The sequence below is a fragment of the Sphingomonas sp. LY29 genome (genome assembly GCF_035593985.1).
In the GTDB taxonomy this organism is placed as follows: Bacteria; Pseudomonadota; Alphaproteobacteria; order Sphingomonadales; family Sphingomonadaceae; genus Sphingomicrobium.
In genome coordinates this window covers 2,061,295-2,077,022 of record NZ_CP141587.1, presented here as the reverse complement: position 1 = coordinate 2,077,022, position 15,728 = coordinate 2,061,295, and the positions used below count along the sequence as shown (strand labels likewise).

The 15,728-nt window shown below is 64.8% G+C and carries 19 protein-coding genes; 4 read left to right on the top strand and 15 right to left on the bottom strand.

The genetic code is table 11. The features are described from left to right. Nucleotides 1-63: 63 nt before the first annotated feature. Together rpsG and rpsL are read right to left on the bottom strand one after the other, a co-directional pair. Nucleotides 64-534: a 30S ribosomal protein S7 gene (rpsG, locus tag SH584_RS10510; protein WP_322841195.1), complete on the bottom strand. Its 471-nt coding sequence runs from the start codon at nt 532-534 to the stop codon at nt 64-66. Between the two features lie 58 nt (nt 535-592). Continuing rightward, nucleotides 593-964 carry a 30S ribosomal protein S12 gene (gene rpsL / locus SH584_RS10505; RefSeq protein ID WP_037499777.1) on the bottom strand — a complete coding sequence of 124 codons (372 nt, stop codon included), beginning with the start codon at nt 962-964 and terminating at the stop codon, nt 593-595. A gap of 291 nt (nt 965-1,255) precedes the next feature. Between rpsL and SH584_RS10500 the strand changes: the two genes are divergently transcribed. Continuing rightward, on the top strand, nt 1,256-2,590 hold the full coding sequence (locus tag SH584_RS10500; RefSeq protein WP_324806936.1) for a dicarboxylate/amino acid:cation symporter: 1,335 nt from the start codon (nt 1,256-1,258) through the stop codon (nt 2,588-2,590). Here the strand turns inward: SH584_RS10500 and SH584_RS10495 are convergent, their stop codons facing one another. From SH584_RS10495 to SH584_RS10460, 8 genes are all read right to left on the bottom strand, one after another. Further along, nucleotides 2,591-3,880, bottom strand: a complete 1,290-nt coding sequence (locus tag SH584_RS10495; protein ID WP_324806935.1) for a metal-dependent hydrolase family protein — start codon at nt 3,878-3,880, stop codon at nt 2,591-2,593. 51 nt (nt 3,881-3,931) lie between these two features. Then, nucleotides 3,932-4,333: a cupin domain-containing protein gene (locus SH584_RS10490; protein ID WP_324806934.1), complete on the bottom strand. Its 402-nt coding sequence runs from the start codon at nt 4,331-4,333 to the stop codon at nt 3,932-3,934. A 2-nt stretch (nt 4,334-4,335) separates the two neighbouring features. Further along, nucleotides 4,336-4,692 (bottom strand): DUF3140 domain-containing protein, encoded by a 357-nt coding sequence (locus SH584_RS10485; protein ID WP_324806932.1) that lies wholly within the window; start codon nt 4,690-4,692, stop codon nt 4,336-4,338. 45 nt (nt 4,693-4,737) lie between these two features. Continuing rightward, a complete protein-coding gene (locus SH584_RS10480) occupies nt 4,738-6,027 on the bottom strand; it encodes a Xaa-Pro dipeptidase (RefSeq protein WP_324806930.1) in 1,290 nt (429 codons plus the stop codon). Nucleotides 6,028-6,077: 50 nt separating this feature from the next. After that, nucleotides 6,078-7,493 (bottom strand): dihydrolipoyl dehydrogenase, encoded by a 1,416-nt coding sequence (gene lpdA, locus SH584_RS10475; protein ID WP_324806929.1) that lies wholly within the window; start codon nt 7,491-7,493, stop codon nt 6,078-6,080. Between the two features lie 86 nt (nt 7,494-7,579). Then, nucleotides 7,580-8,380 (bottom strand): hypothetical protein, encoded by an 801-nt coding sequence (locus tag SH584_RS10470; RefSeq protein WP_324806927.1) that lies wholly within the window; start codon nt 8,378-8,380, stop codon nt 7,580-7,582. Continuing rightward, entirely contained in the window at nt 8,377-8,748 is a 372-nt protein-coding gene (locus SH584_RS10465) for an acyl-CoA thioesterase (protein ID WP_324806925.1), read from the bottom strand. The genes SH584_RS10470 and SH584_RS10465 overlap by 4 nt, the downstream gene beginning before the upstream one ends. A gap of 9 nt (nt 8,749-8,757) precedes the next feature. Beyond that, entirely contained in the window at nt 8,758-10,065 is a 1,308-nt protein-coding gene (locus SH584_RS10460; RefSeq protein ID WP_324806923.1) for a pyruvate dehydrogenase complex dihydrolipoamide acetyltransferase, read from the bottom strand. 139 nt (nt 10,066-10,204) lie between these two features. Between SH584_RS10460 and SH584_RS10455 the strand changes: the two genes are divergently transcribed. Beyond that, complete coding sequence (locus SH584_RS10455) at nt 10,205-10,663, top strand: universal stress protein (protein WP_322841205.1); 459 nt, start codon at nt 10,205-10,207, stop codon at nt 10,661-10,663. Here the strand turns inward: SH584_RS10455 and SH584_RS10450 are convergent. Genes SH584_RS10450 through SH584_RS10440 form a run of 3 tightly spaced genes read right to left on the bottom strand, consistent with a single transcriptional unit; the run spans nt 10,660 to nt 12,192 of the window. Beyond that, nucleotides 10,660-11,139 (bottom strand): GAF domain-containing protein, encoded by a 480-nt coding sequence (locus SH584_RS10450; RefSeq protein WP_324806920.1) that lies wholly within the window; start codon nt 11,137-11,139, stop codon nt 10,660-10,662. The two genes, SH584_RS10455 and SH584_RS10450, sit on opposite strands and share 4 nt — an antisense overlap. Then, on the bottom strand, nt 11,139-11,540 hold the full coding sequence (gene arfB / locus SH584_RS10445; RefSeq protein WP_324806918.1) for an alternative ribosome rescue aminoacyl-tRNA hydrolase ArfB: 402 nt from the start codon (nt 11,538-11,540) through the stop codon (nt 11,139-11,141). The genes SH584_RS10450 and arfB overlap by 1 nt, the downstream gene beginning before the upstream one ends. Further along, entirely contained in the window at nt 11,521-12,192 is a 672-nt protein-coding gene (locus tag SH584_RS10440) for an RluA family pseudouridine synthase (RefSeq protein ID WP_324806917.1), read from the bottom strand. The genes arfB and SH584_RS10440 overlap by 20 nt, the downstream gene beginning before the upstream one ends. A 194-nt stretch (nt 12,193-12,386) precedes the next feature. On the opposite strand from SH584_RS10440, the gene ctrA reads away from it, so the two are divergent. Both ctrA and SH584_RS10430 read left to right on the top strand, forming a co-directional pair. After that, nucleotides 12,387-13,097, top strand: coding sequence for a response regulator transcription factor CtrA (gene ctrA / locus SH584_RS10435; protein ID WP_322841209.1), 711 nt, complete (start codon nt 12,387-12,389; stop codon nt 13,095-13,097). Between the two features lie 121 nt (nt 13,098-13,218). Beyond that, nucleotides 13,219-13,539, top strand: coding sequence for a reverse transcriptase-like protein (locus SH584_RS10430; protein ID WP_324806914.1), 321 nt, complete (start codon nt 13,219-13,221; stop codon nt 13,537-13,539). Here SH584_RS10430 and SH584_RS10425 read toward each other — a convergent pair whose 3' ends face one another. After that, nucleotides 13,540-14,346, bottom strand: coding sequence for an arginyltransferase (locus tag SH584_RS10425; RefSeq protein WP_324806913.1), 807 nt, complete (start codon nt 14,344-14,346; stop codon nt 13,540-13,542). 125 nt (nt 14,347-14,471) lie between these two features. Beyond that, nucleotides 14,472-15,689 (bottom strand): threonine ammonia-lyase, encoded by a 1,218-nt coding sequence (locus tag SH584_RS10420; RefSeq protein ID WP_324806911.1) that lies wholly within the window; start codon nt 15,687-15,689, stop codon nt 14,472-14,474. Between the last annotated feature and the right edge of the window lie 39 nt (nt 15,690-15,728).

Sequence of the window (15,728 nt, the reverse complement as noted above, 5' to 3'; positions counted from 1 at the left end):
ATCCCCCTGAATATAGTGACGTTTTCTACCAGCGCCACCTGTCGGCCCCAGCCGACGGGATGACTACCAACGATAGTGCGAGAAGGCGCGGTTCGCTTCCGCCATGCGGTGCGTGTCTTCGCGCTTCTTGACCGCGTTGCCGCGATTCTGCGACGCGTCCATCAGTTCACCCGACAGACGGCCGGCCATGGTCTTTTCCGACCGGGCGCGCGCTGCGGTGATCAGCCAGCGGATCGCCAGCGCCTGGGCGCGGACGTCGCGGACTTCGACGGGGACCTGGTAGGTCGCACCGCCGACGCGGCGGCTGCGGACTTCGATGCCCGGCTTGATGTTGGTCAGCGCCTCATGGAACACCGCGAGCGGGTCCTTCTTCAGGCGGGTCTCGACGGTTTCGAGCGCACCGTAGACGATGCTCTCGGCGACCGACTTCTTGCCGTCGAGCATGACCGAATTCATGAACTTCGACAGGGTGATGTCCCCGAACTTGGGATCGGGAAGAATGACGCGCTTTTCTGGGCGACGACGACGGGACATGGCAAATTCCTTTTAGCGAGCGGCACGCCGGCAAATGCGGCGCGGCCAGCGATCAACCTTACTTCGGGCGCTTGGCGCCGTACTTCGAACGCGACTGCTTCCGGTCCTTCACGCCCTGCGTGTCGAGCACGCCGCGAAGTACGTGGTAGCGCACACCCGGAAGATCGCGCACACGACCGCCGCGGATCAGGACCACCGAGTGCTCCTGAAGATTGTGGCCTTCGCCCGGAATGTAGCTGATGACTTCGCGCTGGTTGGTCAGGCGAACCTTGGCCACCTTGCGCAGAGCCGAGTTCGGCTTCTTCGGGGTCGTCGTGTAGACGCGCGTGCAAACGCCGCGCTTCTGGGGGTTCTGTTCCATCGCAGGGACCTTGGACTTGGCCTTCTGCGGGTCGCGACCCTTGCGGATCAGCTGGTTGATCGTCGGCATGAAGCCTTCACCTTTTTAAATGCCGGGCAGACCCCGACGGTTACTTTTGCCCCGCAACTTCGCCCGAAAAGAACGAATGCGCGAAGTGCGGCGAGCCTTGCGGTCACCGGCCTTCGCGTCGTGGAGCAATGTTCAGCTCTTGCCCGTGGTCTTGCGCGAAGAATCGCGGAAAGCCCTGCGGACGAGCGGGCCATTACGCATTCTCACCCGCCTCGTCAACGGTGGCGATGCTGCGCCGCAGCATCGAATCGGGGTTTACGCGCACTGGCCGAAACGCCCAATCATCGACCGATGTTGCCGTCCACCGCCAAGGCCAGCGAGGCCCCCGCCGCCCGAATTGCCTGGTATCGCCAGCTTTACGTTCAGGTTCTTTTGGCGATCGTCGCCGGGGTCCTGCTCGGCCATTTCGCGCCGCAGACCGGGGAGGCGATGAAGCCACTCGGCGACGGCTTCATCAAGCTGGTCAAGATGATCATCGCGCCAGTCATCTTCCTGACCATCGTCACCGGCATCGCCGGGATGCGCGACCTTGCCGCGGTCGGACGGGTCGCGCTGAAGGCGTTCGCTTACTTCCTGTTCTTCTCGACGCTGGCGCTGATCGTCGGCCTCTTCGTCGGCAATCTCATCCAGCCCGGCGCGGGCCTCAACATCGATCCCGCCACCCTCGATGGCACCAAGGTCGCCGATTATGCCGCCAAGGCGCACGATTCGACGCTGACCGGCTTCCTGCTGGGCATCATTCCCGACAGCTTTCTCTCGGGCCTGGCCGCGGGCAACATCCTCCAGACCCTGTTCGTCGCCATCCTTTTCGGCACTGGGCTCGCGCTCATCGGGGAGCGCGGCGAGCGGCTGCTCGGCTTCCTCGACGACGCCGCGATCGCCGTGTTCAAGGTCGTCTCGATCGTCATGCGCGCGGCGCCGGTCGGTGCGTTCGGCGCGATGGCCTTCACCATCGGCGCCTACGGCATCGAAACGCTTGGCAACCTCGCCGCATTGGTCGCGACATTTTACATCACGTCCTTGCTGTTCGTGCTGGTCGTCCTCGGCCTCGTCGCGCGCATCGCGGGCTTCTCGATCTTTAAGCTCATCGCCTATCTCAAGGCCGAGCTGCTGCTGGTCCTCGGCACCTCGTCGAGCGAAAGCGCCCTCCCCAGCCTGATCGAAAAGCTAGAGCGCGCAGGCTGCCCCAAGTCGATCGTCGGCCTCGTCGTCCCGACCGGCTACAGCTTCAACCTCGACGGCACCAACATCTATATGACGCTCGCGGCCCTGTTCATCGCGCAGGCAACCGGGATCGAATTGAGTTTGGGCGAGCAGGCGCTGCTGCTTGGCGTCGCCATGCTCTCGTCGAAGGGTGCCGCCGGGGTCACCGGCGCGGGCTTCATTACCTTGGCCGCGACACTCTCGATCGTGCCCAGCGTTCCGGTCGCGGGCATGGCGCTGATCCTAGGCGTGGATCGCTTCATGAGCGAATGCCGGAGCCTCACCAACTTCATCGGCAACGCCGTCGCAACGGTCGTCGTCAGCTGGTGGGAGGGCCGCCTTGATCGCGACCAGTTCAACGCCGCACTCGCCGGCAAGCTGCCACCGGTCACCGACCTTCCGCCGGGCGAAGTCGATCCCTGATCAGTCGAGCGCGACGACCTTGCCACGCGCCATCACGAAATCGACCTTTTTCAGGATCTTGACGTCGGTCATCGGATCGCCGGTCACCGCGATGAGGTCGGCGCTCTTGCCGGGCTCAATCGTTCCCACTTCGCGCGACAGGCCGAGCAGGTCGGCGGCATTGACCGTCGCCGCCTTGATCGCCTCCACTGGCGTCATGCCGTATTTCACCAGTAGTTCGAACTCGTCGGCGTTGCGGCCATGCTTGCTGACTCCGGCGTCGGTCCCGAAAGCGATCCTGACGCCGGCCGGCACCGCCTTTGCCAGCGACTGGCCGGTGATCCCGATCCGCCAGTCGATCTGCGCTTTCACGTCCGGCGCGTAAGCATTGGGATCGGCCGCCAGCCGCTCCAGATAGCCGTTCACGGTCGACAGCGTCGGAACATAGTAAGTGCCCTGCCGCTTCATCGTCCGGACGATTTCGTCGTCCATCACGGTCCCATGCTCGATCGAATCGGCCCCGGCACGGAGCGCGAGCTTGATACCGTCGGCGCCGTGGGCGTGGACCGCGACCTTGCGGCCATAGGCGTGCGCGGTCTCGACCAGCGCCTTTGCCTCCGCCTCGTTCATTCGCGTGGCAAGGCCGGTCCCGCTGTTCACTCCGCCGGTAGTCGCGAACTTGATCACGTCGGCGCCGCGGTCGATCTGCCGGCGGACGACCTTGCGGCAATCGTCGGCACCGTCGCAAAGATTCTCCGGGCTGGGGAGATGGGCGACGAGGTCGTCGTTAAGCCCTCCTCGCCCGTCCATATGACCGCCCGTGGTTGAAATGCTGCTCGCGGCGTCGACGATCCGCGGCCCCTGCACCCACCCGCGCTTGATCGCTTCGCGCAAGGCGAGCGTCGCGCCCTCGTCACCCAGGTTGCGAACGGTCGTGAAGCCCGCGCGGAGCGTCTTCATTCCGTTCATCTGCGCCTCGAGCGCATTCATCTGCGGCTCTTCGCGGACGAAGGACAGTAGCCCTGCTTCCCCGCCGCGATCGGAGCTCAGATGAACATGGCTGTCGATCAGTCCGGGCAGCACGGTCTTGCCGCGAAGGTCGATCGCCGTGGCGCCCGACGGCGGCGCGAGATGCCCGTTCTGGATCGACACGATCCGACCGGCATCGACGATGATCGTCGATGCACCGCGCACCGGTTGGCCGGGAACAGCAATCACGCGGTCGGCATGAATGTAGGTCGGTGCCGCCAAAGCCGGACCGGCCGCTATCCACGCAGCCGCCGCCATCCAGCGCTTGATCGAAATGCCCATGTTCGCTCCCCCGTTTCGAGGGGAGCTTAGAGCGAGCCGCCGCCGACGCAACTAGTCGGTGGTCTTGCCGTCCCATTCCTCGTCGGCATGGCGCGCATCGGCCTCCGCCTTAGTCGATTGGACGACGCCGTCGAGATGTTCGGGCGGTGCGTAGATCGAATAGAGCTTGAGCGGCACGTCGCCGGTGTTGCGGACATTATGCCTGACTCCCGAAGGAACGACGACGGCGCTGCCGTCTCCGACGGCGACCTGCTCGTCACCCAGGTCGACCGTCCCCTCGCCTTCCTCGAAGCGGAAGAACTGGTCGATCCCGTCGTGGGTTTCGGCACCGATCTCGTCGCCCGGCTGCAGCGTCATCAGCACCAGTTGCAGATGCTTGCCGGTGTAGAGCACGCAGCGGAAGTCGCCGTTGTCCAAGGTCTGCCGCTCGATATTGTCGTGGTAGCCGCGCATGGTCAGTCCTTCTTCATCGGATCGTGGCCCCAATTCATCAGGCTGTAGCGCCAGCGCGAGTCCTCGGGGTGGGCGGGACGCTGCTTCAAGTGGCGGTGAACATAACCGACCACCTTCTTCATGTGGGTATAGTCGTCCGCGGTCAGGTCCGCGACCTTTTTGGCCTTAATCCGGAGGATGTGCCGGCCGCTGGCATGACCGACGCTTTCGCCGCCGCCGTCGCCGTCCTCGCCCTTCCAGCCGACCGACTTGCTGTCGTCGCTGTCGAGCCATTTTTCCAGCTCGGCCGGGCCGATGTTCACCGCCTCGGCAAAGTCCTTGCGAATGTCCGCCTTCTCGTCGCTCGTCGTTTCAGCCATCGCGGATCTCCATTTTGCGGAAGAATGCGCGAAACGGCCTGAGGTTCAGCGCGCGCGTTCGATCAGGCGGCCACCCTTCACCACGGCGGTGGGCGCCTCGAGGAGCCGCACGTCCTGCAGCGGATCGCCCGCGACCGCGACCATGTCGCCATAGCGCCCGACCGCGATCGCTCCGACATCGCGCTCGCGGCCCAACGCTTGCGCGGCGTTGCGGGTCGCCGCCTGGATCGCCTCTACAGGCTTCATCCCGTAATTGACCATCGTCGCGAACTGGCGACCGACTTGGCCATGCGGCATGACCCCGGCATCCGACCCGAACACCATTCGAACCCCGGCGCGATGCGCGGTGCGGAAATTGTCGCGCTGGATCTGCGCGATCTCCCGATCCTTGCGGAGGTTGTCCTCCATCACGCCGTTCTTCTTGCCCTCCGACTGCGTATATTCGGTGTTGTAGATATCCATCGAAAACCACACCGGACGCGTTCGCGCGGCGGCGAGGCGAATGCCTTCAGCATCGACCAGGCTGGCATGCTCGATCGTGTCGATGCCGCCGCGGATCGCTGCCTTGATCCCGTCGGCGCCATGCGCGTGCGCGGCGACGCGAAGCCCCCACTGATGCGCCTCGTCGGCGACCGCACGAAGCTCGGCCTCAGTCATTTGCTGCTGGCCCGGCTCGGTATTGCGGGAGAAGACGCCGCCCGTCGCGCAAACCTTAATCACTTCGGCGCCGAACTTGCGCTGGCGGCGAACCTGATAGCGGAATTCCTCGACCCCGTCGGCGACGCCTTCTTCCTTTTCGGGCTTTTCCAGGCTGGGCGGCAGAAAGGTGCTGTCGCAATGGCCGCCGGTCGCGCCGAGCGAGTGACCCGCTGGCACAATCCGAGGCCCGACCGCATAGCCATTTTCGATCGCCTGCTTCAGCCCGATGTCGTTGCGATTGCCCGCGCCGACGTTGCGGACGGTCGTGAAGCCCGCGTCGAGCATGGCGCGCGCGTTACCGACCGCAGTCGCCTGCCAGAAGCTGTCGGTGAACTCGAGACCGCGATAGCCACCGATGTCGGCTGGGCCGTCGAGGTGGACGTGCATGTCGATCAATCCGGGCACCAGAGTCCGCCCAGCCATATTGATATGCCGGACGTCGGCGCCCCATCGAACCGTGCGCGCGTCGGCGATCGATGTGATGCGCCCGTCGTCGCCGATGAAAATCGCGGGATGCTCGACATAGCGGCCGGTCAAGACGTCGAGATAGCGATCGGCGGTGACCACCGACCGTTCGGCGGACGCCGGTGCAGCGAGCGCGATCAGCGAGGCGGCGACGGCGAGCAATTGGCGCATGGTGATTCCCCCTTGTTTGGAAATCACCGTAACGCCATCCGCCTGCCCGTCTATATGTGGATCACGCGCCCTTCGGCGGCGAGGACGCTCTCATGCATCATTTCGCTCAACGTCGGATGAGCGAAGACGGTGTTGGCGAAATCGCTCTCGACCAGCTCGGCTGTCTTGCCGATCGTATAGCCCTGGATCAGTTCGGTCACTTCGGCGCCGATCATGTGCGCGCCGAGCAGTTCGCCGGTTTTCGCGTCGAACACGGTCTTCACGAAGCCCTCGACCTCCCCCAGCGCGATCGCCTTGCCGTTGCCGATCGCCGGGAACTTGCCGACCTTGACGGTATAGCCCGCTTCCTTGGCCTTCGCTTCGGTCAGGCCGACGCTGGCGATCTGCGGATGGCAGTAGGTGCAGCCGGGGATGTTGCGCTTGTCCATCGCGTGCGGGTGCACGTCCCTGTTGCCAAGTGCCTGCGCGATTGCCTCGACCGCGATGATGCCCTCATGGCTTGCCTTGTGCGCCAGCCACGGACCCGGCGCGACGTCGCCAATCGCGGAGATGCCCGGCACGTTGGTGCGGCACATGTCGTCGATCTGGATGAAGCCGCGAGCCATCGTCACGCCGAGCTTCTCAAGCCCGATATTCTCGGTGTTCGGCACAATGCCCACCGCGACGATGACATGGCTGAAGCGCTGCTCGCCGCTCTTGCCGTCCTTGGTCTTGATCGTCGCGGCGATGCCCTTGGCGTCGGCCTTGATCGCCTCGACACCAGCGCCGGTGAGGATCGTCATGCCTTGCTTCGTCAGCGACTTTTCGAGGGCGGCGCTGATTTCCTCGTCCTCGACCGGCACGATGCGGTCGAGCATCTCGACCACGGTCACCTTGGCGCCCATGTCGTTGTAGAAGGACGCGAACTCGATCCCGATCGCCCCCGACCCGATCACCAGCAGGTCGGTCGGCATTTCCTTCGGCGTCATCGCGTGGCGATAGGTCCAGATGCGTTCGCCGTCGGCCTTGGCGAACGGCAGGTCGCGCGCCCGTGCCCCGGTGGCGACGATGATGTGCTTGGCGCTAAGGTCCTCTTTCTTCCCGTCGCCGCCGGTCACGGTCAGCTTGCCCGGTGCGGTCAGCACGCCGATGCCCGCATGCACCGTGATCTTGTTCTTCTTCATCAGGTGCGTGACGCCCTGGTTGAGCTGCTTCGCCACCCCGCGGCTGCGCGCCACCACCGCGGCGAGGTCCGCCGATACGCCGCTGGCGGCAAGTCCGTAGGCTTTGGCATTCTGCATCTGGTGGAACACCTCGGCCGATCGCAGCAGCGCCTTGGTCGGAATGCAGCCCCAGTTGAGGCAGATGCCGCCCAGTTCGGCGCGCTCGACGATCGCGGTCTTCAGGCCAAGCTGGCTGGCGCGGATCGCAGCGACGTAACCGCCGGGTCCCGAGCCAAGGACGATGAGGTCGTAGGAAGTGGCCACGGCAGATGATCCCAGCGATTGACGGTCAACTGCGACTAGCTGCGCCGGCGACAGGTCACAAGGGGATCGGGAAGCCGCGATCGCACTTAAAGGTACGCGAATAAGGCACGAAGCCCCGCCCAGGCCAACCCAAACGCCGCGCCCACCAGACCGAGGGCGAGACTCGTTCGCCACCGCTCCTTCCACTTAACAAGGCGCTTGCCGAGGAGCCGGGCAAGCGGAATCGTGACGATCGGCCAGATACCGAACGCGACCGCGCCCGCGATTGGGAAGCGCAGCCAGTCGCTGGTCGGAAGCAGGTTGGCCGCAAAGCCGTCCTCGACCGGCAGGAAGGCGACGGCAATGAGCAGGGCGAACAGGAGCGTGAAGCCGATCGTCTGCTTTGCCTTCTTGCCGCGGCTTTGTTTGCCGAGGAAGATTCCAAGCGGGGCGGCGATGAGGATGGGTCGAAGGAAGGTCCCGAAATCGCCGGCCTGCGGGTGGGCAAGCAGGATCGCGGTGCCGGCCCATAATAGTCCATACGCGGAAAGGCTAATCCCGATCATCTTCGTGCAGCCGCCCATCTCGCCCCCGCTGCTTTCCGATCCCCAGAAACCAAAGAGCGAAAAGGCGGCGATCAGCAGCCAGCCCGCGAGCGGAAGCGGCATGGCGAGCAGTAGTGGCGTGACGAACAACGCCGCTGCCGCCGCGAACGCGCCGGGAATGCCGATGACAACCCCGATCCCGATGAGCGCTTCGAACGGGTCAGGAATGCGCGTCTTCTTGCCGACGATCCGGCCGATCAGCGTCGAGCCCACGGCGAGGACCAACCCAGCCGCGATCAGCGCGAGATAGGCCGTAACGACAATCTGTCCGCTCACGCCTGCGTCGCGCAGCGCCTCATTCATCCGGCGGCGACCGGCCGCGGCTTGTCGTCGGCGCCCAGCGCGACGAAGGTGAAGGTGCCGCTGGCGACCGCAAAGGTGCGCTCGCCGTCCCGCTCGCGGCCCTCGACCTCGGCGCGGATGGTCAGCGAGGTGCGGCCCTGCTTTTCGATTTCGGCGTAAACGCTAATTTCATCCCCCACGCTCGGTGCGCCGGGGAAGCAAAGATCGGTCGCGGCAACGACGACGCACTTGCCATTGGCGGTACGCGACGCGAGGCTTCCGGCGGCAAGCCCCATCTGGCTCATCAACCACCCCCCGAACACCCCGCCATAAGGGTTGGTGTCGGACGGCATGGCCGTGATGCGGATGAGTGGAATGCGGTCACGCATTCTGGCGAGTTACGCCACCAGCCCGAGCGGGTTCTCCACCAGCGCCTTGAACGCCTTCATCAGCTTGGCCCCGTCGGCGCCGTCGATGGCGCGGTGGTCGAAGCTGCCGGTAGCACTCATGATGGTTGCGATCTGCAAGCTGTCGTCGATGACGTAGGGACGCTTCTCGCCCGCGCCGATCGCCATGATCATGCCTTGCGGCGGGTTGATGACGGCTTCGAACTGCTTGATCCCGAACATGCCCATGTTGGACAGGCTTGCAGTGCCACCCTGATATTCCTCGGGCTGCAGCTTACCCTCCTTCGCGCGGCCCGCGAGGTCAGTCATTTCCTTGCTGATCGCGCTGATCGCCTTGGCATCGGCGTTGGCGACGATCGGGGTGATCAGCCCGCCCTCGATGCTGACCGCAACCGAAATGTCGGCGCGGCTGTACTTGATCAGTGTGTCGCCCGCGAAGCTGACGTTGCATTCGGGCACTTCGATCAGGCTGAGAGCAAGCGCCTTGATCAGCATGTCGTTGACCGACAGCTTGACCCCGCGCGCCTTCAGGCCCGCGTTAAGCTCGACGCGAAGCTTGAGCAGCGCGTCGAGCTGGATGTCGACGGTTAGATAGATGTGCGGGACCTGCTGCTTCGATTCGGTCAGGCGGCGCGCGATCGTCTTGCGCATGTTGCTGAGCTTGACCGCTTCATGCGGGATGTCGGTTTCGAACGGCTTCGCCGGAGCGGCCGGGGCAGACGATGCCACCAGAGTCGGTTCGGAAGCGCGCGGCGCCGCAGCCGTGCCGCCTGCGCCTTCGCCAAGATCGGCACGAACGATACGGCCGCCAGGTCCAGTGCCGGTGATGCCGGCAAGGTCGATTCCCTGTGCCTCGGCAAGACGGCGCGCGAGCGGCGAGGCCTTGATCCGATCGCCCGACTGCTTCGCCGGGGCAGGCGTCGCGGCCGCAGCGGCTGCCGGGGCGGCGGGCGTTTCACCGCCACCCTTCGCCGGCGGAGCGGGCGCGGGCGCTTCGGCCTTGGGCGCCGACTCTTCCTGCTTGGCGACGGGTGCCGGCGCGGCGTCGGCGCTCTCGCCTTCCGCCGACAGAATGGCGATCGGGGTCCCGACCTTCACCCCGTCGCTGCCTTCGGCGACCAGGATTTTCGAGATCGTGCCTTCGTCGACCGCTTCGAACTCCATCGTCGCCTTGTCGGTCTCGATTTCTGCTAGGATATCGCCCGAGGAGACGGCGTCGCCCTCCTTGACCAGCCATTTGGCAAGGGTGCCTTCCTCCATGGTCGGCGACAAAGCGGGCATTTTCAGTTCGATCGGCATGGGTGCTCTTTTCGGTTCGGACTCGTCGCGGCACAAACGCCAAAGCGGCGGGCGGGGTCAAGGGTCGGACCAAATTAGCTTGCCTTGCTTGCCAGCATCGCCCGATTGACGCAGCGTTCATCCGCAGGGGGTAACGAAGATGGCACGCACCTATCTGGTGGTGATCGACGACAGCGCGGAGGCCCGCGTCGCCTTGCGCTTCGCCGCGCGCCGCGCCGCCAAGACTCAAGGCTCGGTCGAGGTGCTCGCGGTCGTCAAACCGCAGGACTTCGTTCAATGGGGCGGCGTGCAGGCCGCGATCGAGGAAGAACAGCGCCTTCGCATCGAGGCCAGCGTGGCCGCTTCGGTCGGCGAGATCATGGACGCGGCGGGCCTGAAGCCGGAGATTGTCGTCAAGCAGGGCGACCCCGTGACCGTCGTGCGCGCCTATGTCGGCACGCGCGACGATGTCGCGGCGCTGGTGCTTGGTGCTGCGCCCTCGGGAAGCCCTGGGCCGATCGTCGCCGATTTCACCGGCACCGATGCGGGCAAGCTGCCCTGCCCGCTGATGATCATCCCCGGCGGACTGACCGACGAGCAGCTTGAAAATCTGAGCTAGATCGCGGTCGCCATGATCGCGGCGAGCCGGACGCAGCCCGCCTCATCCTCGGCATCGAACCGAGCGGGCGTCGGGCTGTCGAGGTCGAGAACCGCCAGCAGTTCTCCATCGCGAACGATCGGCACGACCAGCTCACTGCGGCTGGCAGCATCGCAGGCAATGTGGCCGGGGAAGGCGTGGACATCCACGACGCGCTGCGCTTCCAGGCTCGCCGCCGCCGCGCCGCACACGCCCTTGCCGAACGGAATGCGGATGCACGCTGCGCGCCCCTGGAAAGGCCCAAGCACCAGTTCACCGTCGACGTTGCGATAAAAGCCCGACCAGTTGAGGTCGGGAAGGCTTTCGGCAATCAGCGCCGAGGCATTGGCCATGTTGGCGATACCGTCGGGTTCCCCCGCGACCAGGCTCTCGAGCGCGGCGGCGAGCTCGGCATAGAGCGACGGTTTGTCCGCGGCGGCAATCTTGAAGTCGTACATCAGTCCAGGCTCACTTTCCCGCGGCCGCGCTTGATTTCGCTGCGACCCTTTTTTTCATCGACGCGCTTGGCCTTCGCCGAGCGGCTCGGCCGCGTCGGGCGGCGCTTCGCCTGCACGATATGGGCATCCTCGATTATCGCCGCCAGCCGGGCGCGGGCATCTTCGCGATTGGCCTCCTGCGTTCGATAGCGGCGCGCGGTGATCAGCAATTCGCCGCCGCTGGTCATCTTGCTTCCCGCGATGACCTTCAGCCGCGCATAGACGTCGGGGCTGAGGCCAAGGCGAAAGACGTTGCAGCGAAGCTGACAGGCGGTCGCGACCTTGTTGACATTCTGACCGCCCGGCCCGGTCGCGGCGAGGAATTTTTCGCTCAGCGCATCCTCAGGAATCTCGCGCGGCATCGGTCCATTCCCCGAAGCGGTCGGGCAGCGGCGCGGTCACGTCGATCGTCGGCTTGGCACCGCGCGGAACGACCAGCCGCGACGCGTGAAGCAGCATCTCGCCGCCCGGATAGCCGTAGACACGGTCACCGACGATGCCGACGCCTAGGCCTTCGCGGGCATGCGCGCGGATCTGGTGCGTGCGGCCGGTCAGCGGGCGAAACTCGACCATCGTCTTGCCGTCGCGCACGCCCAACTTTCGCCAGCGGGTCTTGGCGGACTTGCCGCCCAGCTTGCCGTCGGGATCGCCGATCATCCGCCAGCCGGCTTCCGCGCTGCTCGTCTTGGCCAGTGGCAGGTCGATCGTGCCTTCGTCGCCCTCGATCTCGGCGCCGAGGACCGCAAGGTAGTATTTTTCCACCGCGCCGCTTTCGAACGCAGCCTGGCTTTCGGCGCGGGCGCGCGGGTTGCGCGCGAACAACAGGCAACCCGACGTGTCTTGGTCCAGCCGGTGCATCGGCGTCGGCGGGCGCTTGAAGCCTAACATCAGTTCCTGAATCCGAAATTCGATGCAATCGCCGCCGAGCCGCGGCGCGTCGACGGGAAGCCCGGCGGGCTTGTCGATGACGATGTTGTCGCCGTCGATGAATATGATGCGGTCTTCGAGATGCATGGCGGCTCCTTTGGCCGTGACCACCCGACAAGTCCACCGTTGCGCACAAGCAACATTGCCCGATCTTAACTGACCTTTACGCACTATTAACCTTTTGCCGTCACATCTTGCATGGTTAATGGACGCTTAGACGTCGTTAAGGACGCGCAACTACCTGACGCGACCGATCGGCGGCCTGACGAGGGGTGCAATCAATGCGGGTACTGCTGATCGAAGACGAGGCGACGATCGCCAAGAGCATCGAACTGATGCTTGGGACCGAAGGGTTCAACGTCTACACCACCGACTTGGGCGAAGAGGGCTTGGACCTCGGCAAGCTCTACGATTACGATATCATCCTGCTCGATCTCAACCTGCCCGACATGCATGGTTACGACGTGCTGAAGAAGCTTCGCACCGCGAAGGTCGGGACGCCGGTTCTGATCCTTTCGGGTGTCGGCGAAATGGACAGCAAGGTCCGCGCGCTCGGCTTTGGCGCCGACGATTATGTGACCAAGCCATTCCATCGCGACGAGCTGATTGCGCGCATCCACGCCATCGTCCGCCGCTCGAAGGGCCACAGCCAGTCGGTCATCCGCACCGGCAAGCTCGCCGTGAACCTCGACGCCAAGACGGTCGAAGTCGACGGCAGCCGCGTCCACCTGACCGGCAAGGAATATGCGATGCTGGAGCTGCTTTCGCTCCGCAAAGGCACCACGCTCACCAAGGAAATGTTCCTCAACCATCTCTACGGCGGCATGGACGAGCCCGAGCTCAAGATCATCGACGTCTTCATCTGCAAGCTGCGCAAGAAGCTGAGCCTGGCGTGCGGCGGCGACAATTACATCGAAACCGTCTGGGGCCGCGGCTATGTGCTGCGCGATGCCGAAGGCGACGTGGTGACGCCCGAGGCGGCGGTCGCCTGATCCTGACGAAGCATAAAATTACAAACGGCGGGGCGCGCGATCGCTCCGCCGTTTTTCGTTGCACGAGGCCGAGGTGAAGCGGCGAAAGGTCTATTTCGACGGAGGTTTCCGCGGCGGCGAAATGGAAATTGCGGTCGTTGTCGGCGGTGAGGCTTTCGTCGTGCGCAAACTGGGGAACGGCGATCGGCTCGAGGCCGAGTGGCTTGCGCTTCTCTACGGGGTCAGCGTGGCCCGTTTTCTCGGTCTCGATGACATCATTCTGCTTGGCGACGCCCTTGATGTCGTCGATCAGGCGGGCGGTAGAGCGCCGGTGACCTTATCATGCAAAGGTCATGCGGGCGCATTGGAAGCATTAAGCGAGGACCACCTGCCCCCAATCCGCCACGTCAAACGAACGCAGAACCTCGCGGGAATCGCCCTCGCCTCCGCGCATCCGCGCTGATCAGGCATCGACGAGAATCCGGCGCGGGCTTCGTGCTGGCAGTTGCCGGTCGGCGGCCTCATCGGGCGCGTCGACTTCGTCCATCGGACGCCAGCCGTCGCGGCCGAGGCGTTCCATCGGCTTGAACGTGGCCTTGTACGCCATGCGGTCCGACCCCTGCACCCAATAGCCAAGGTAGACAAACGGCAGGCTGGCGCGCGCGGCGCGAATGATGTGGTCGAGGATGATGAAGGTGCCGAGACCCTTTCGGGCACCCTCGCCGACGTCGTAGAAGCTGTAGATCATGCTGAGGCCGTCGCCCTGCTGATCGCTGAGGCAGGCGCCGACGAGCTTGCCCGGGCGCCCGTCGACCGACGGCTCGCGATACTCGATGACATAGGTGCGGACCGGGGTCTGCTCGACCATGTCGGCGAAGTCATGCTCGTCCATTTCTGCCATGCCGCCGCCGGGGTGCCGGTCGGCGAGATATTTACGCAGGAGAGCGTACTGCTCCTCGGTGCTCCACGGCCGGCACGCGCTGACTTCGAGGTCGGCGTGACGACGGATCAGTTTTCGCTGCGTGGCATTGGGCGTGAAGACGTCGGCCTTGACCCGTACCGATACGCAGGCCGAACAATCGATGCAGCTGGGCCTGTAGGCGACCGATTGCGAACGGCGGAAGCCGATGCGGCCGAGCGCCTCGTTCAACTCCCCAGCGTTGCGACCGTTAAGCTCCGTGAACACCTTCCGCTCGACCTTGCCCGGAAGGTACGGGCACGGGCTCGGGTTGGTGACGAAGAATTTCGGGAAGCGAAATGGCGCGCTCACCCTGGCCGGCCTCCAATCAATGGTTACGAAAGTCTTTATGCGACCGGTAAACGCGGTTGAAAAGAGGTCGTGCCCTGAAAAGAGGGTTAATGAATGAGCCTGTTCCGGAAAGGGACGGAGGGCGGTTAATCGAGCTCTGCGCGCTCGACGACGAACCCGGCCTTTTCGAGCGCTTCCACGAGGCGGTCGACCGCCTCGGCATCACGTGCCTCGCACTCGACTTCGATCACCGTATCCTTGGCCGGGAGGCGGGTGAAAATGCGGTGGTGGTTCGTCTCGATGATGTTGACGCCGCACTCGTGGAACTTGGCGGTGATCGCGGCGAGTGCGCCGGGGCGATCCTGCGCGGCGATGCGCAGCCGCGCGATGCGGCCGCAGCGAACCAACTCACGCACCAGCACGTTGGCGAGCAAGTGCGTATCGATATTGCCGCCGCACAGCACCGTCGCGACCTTGCGTCCCTTATAGCGATCGGGGTTGGCCAACATCGCCGCGAGACCCGCCGCTCCCGCGCCCTCAACCACCGATTTCTCGATCCCCACCAGCAGCGCGACGGCATGCTCGATGTCCTTTTCGGGCACCAGGTCGATCCGGTCGACCAGCTTGGCGATGATCGACCGCGTCAGCTGCCCCGGCTCCTTGACGGCGATCCCTTCGGCCAGCGTGTCGCCTCCAATCGCGCCATGGCCGCCTTCGACGACGTTCTTCATCGACGGATAGAGTTCGGCCTCGACCCCGACGACCTCAATGCCCGGCTTGAGCGCCTTGGCCGCGGTGGCGATCCCGCTGATCAGGCCGCCCCCGCCGATGGGAACGACGAGCATGTCGAGGTCGGGCACATCGTCGAGAATCTCGATCCCGATCGTCCCCGCGCCGGAGATGACCGCTGCATCGTCGAACGGATGGACGAAGACGAGGCCGCGTTCCTCCTCGAGCGACTTCGCATGGGCATGCGCGTCGTCGAACCGCTCGCCGTGAAGGACGACGTTGGCGCCATGGCCTTCGGTCTGCGTCACCTTGATGGTCGGGGTCGAGGTCGGCATCACGATGGTGACCGGAATGCCGAGCCGACGCCCGTGATAGGCGACCGCCTGGGCATGGTTGCCGGCGGAGGCTGCGACCACGCCGCGCGTCCTCTCCTCGGGCGTCAGTTGCAGCAATTTGTTGAGCGCGCCGCGTTCCTTATAGGCCGCGGTGAACTGCAGATTCTCGAACTTCAGCCAGACCTCTGCGCCCATAATGTCGGACAAGGTGCGGCTGTGGCGGATGGGGGTGCGGATCACGGCGCCGTCGATGGCACGGGCGGCGGCGCGGATGTCGTCGAGCGTCGGATGGTTGGTCATGCGGGCGCCGGACTAGCCCTTCCCTGCCCCTCGAACAAT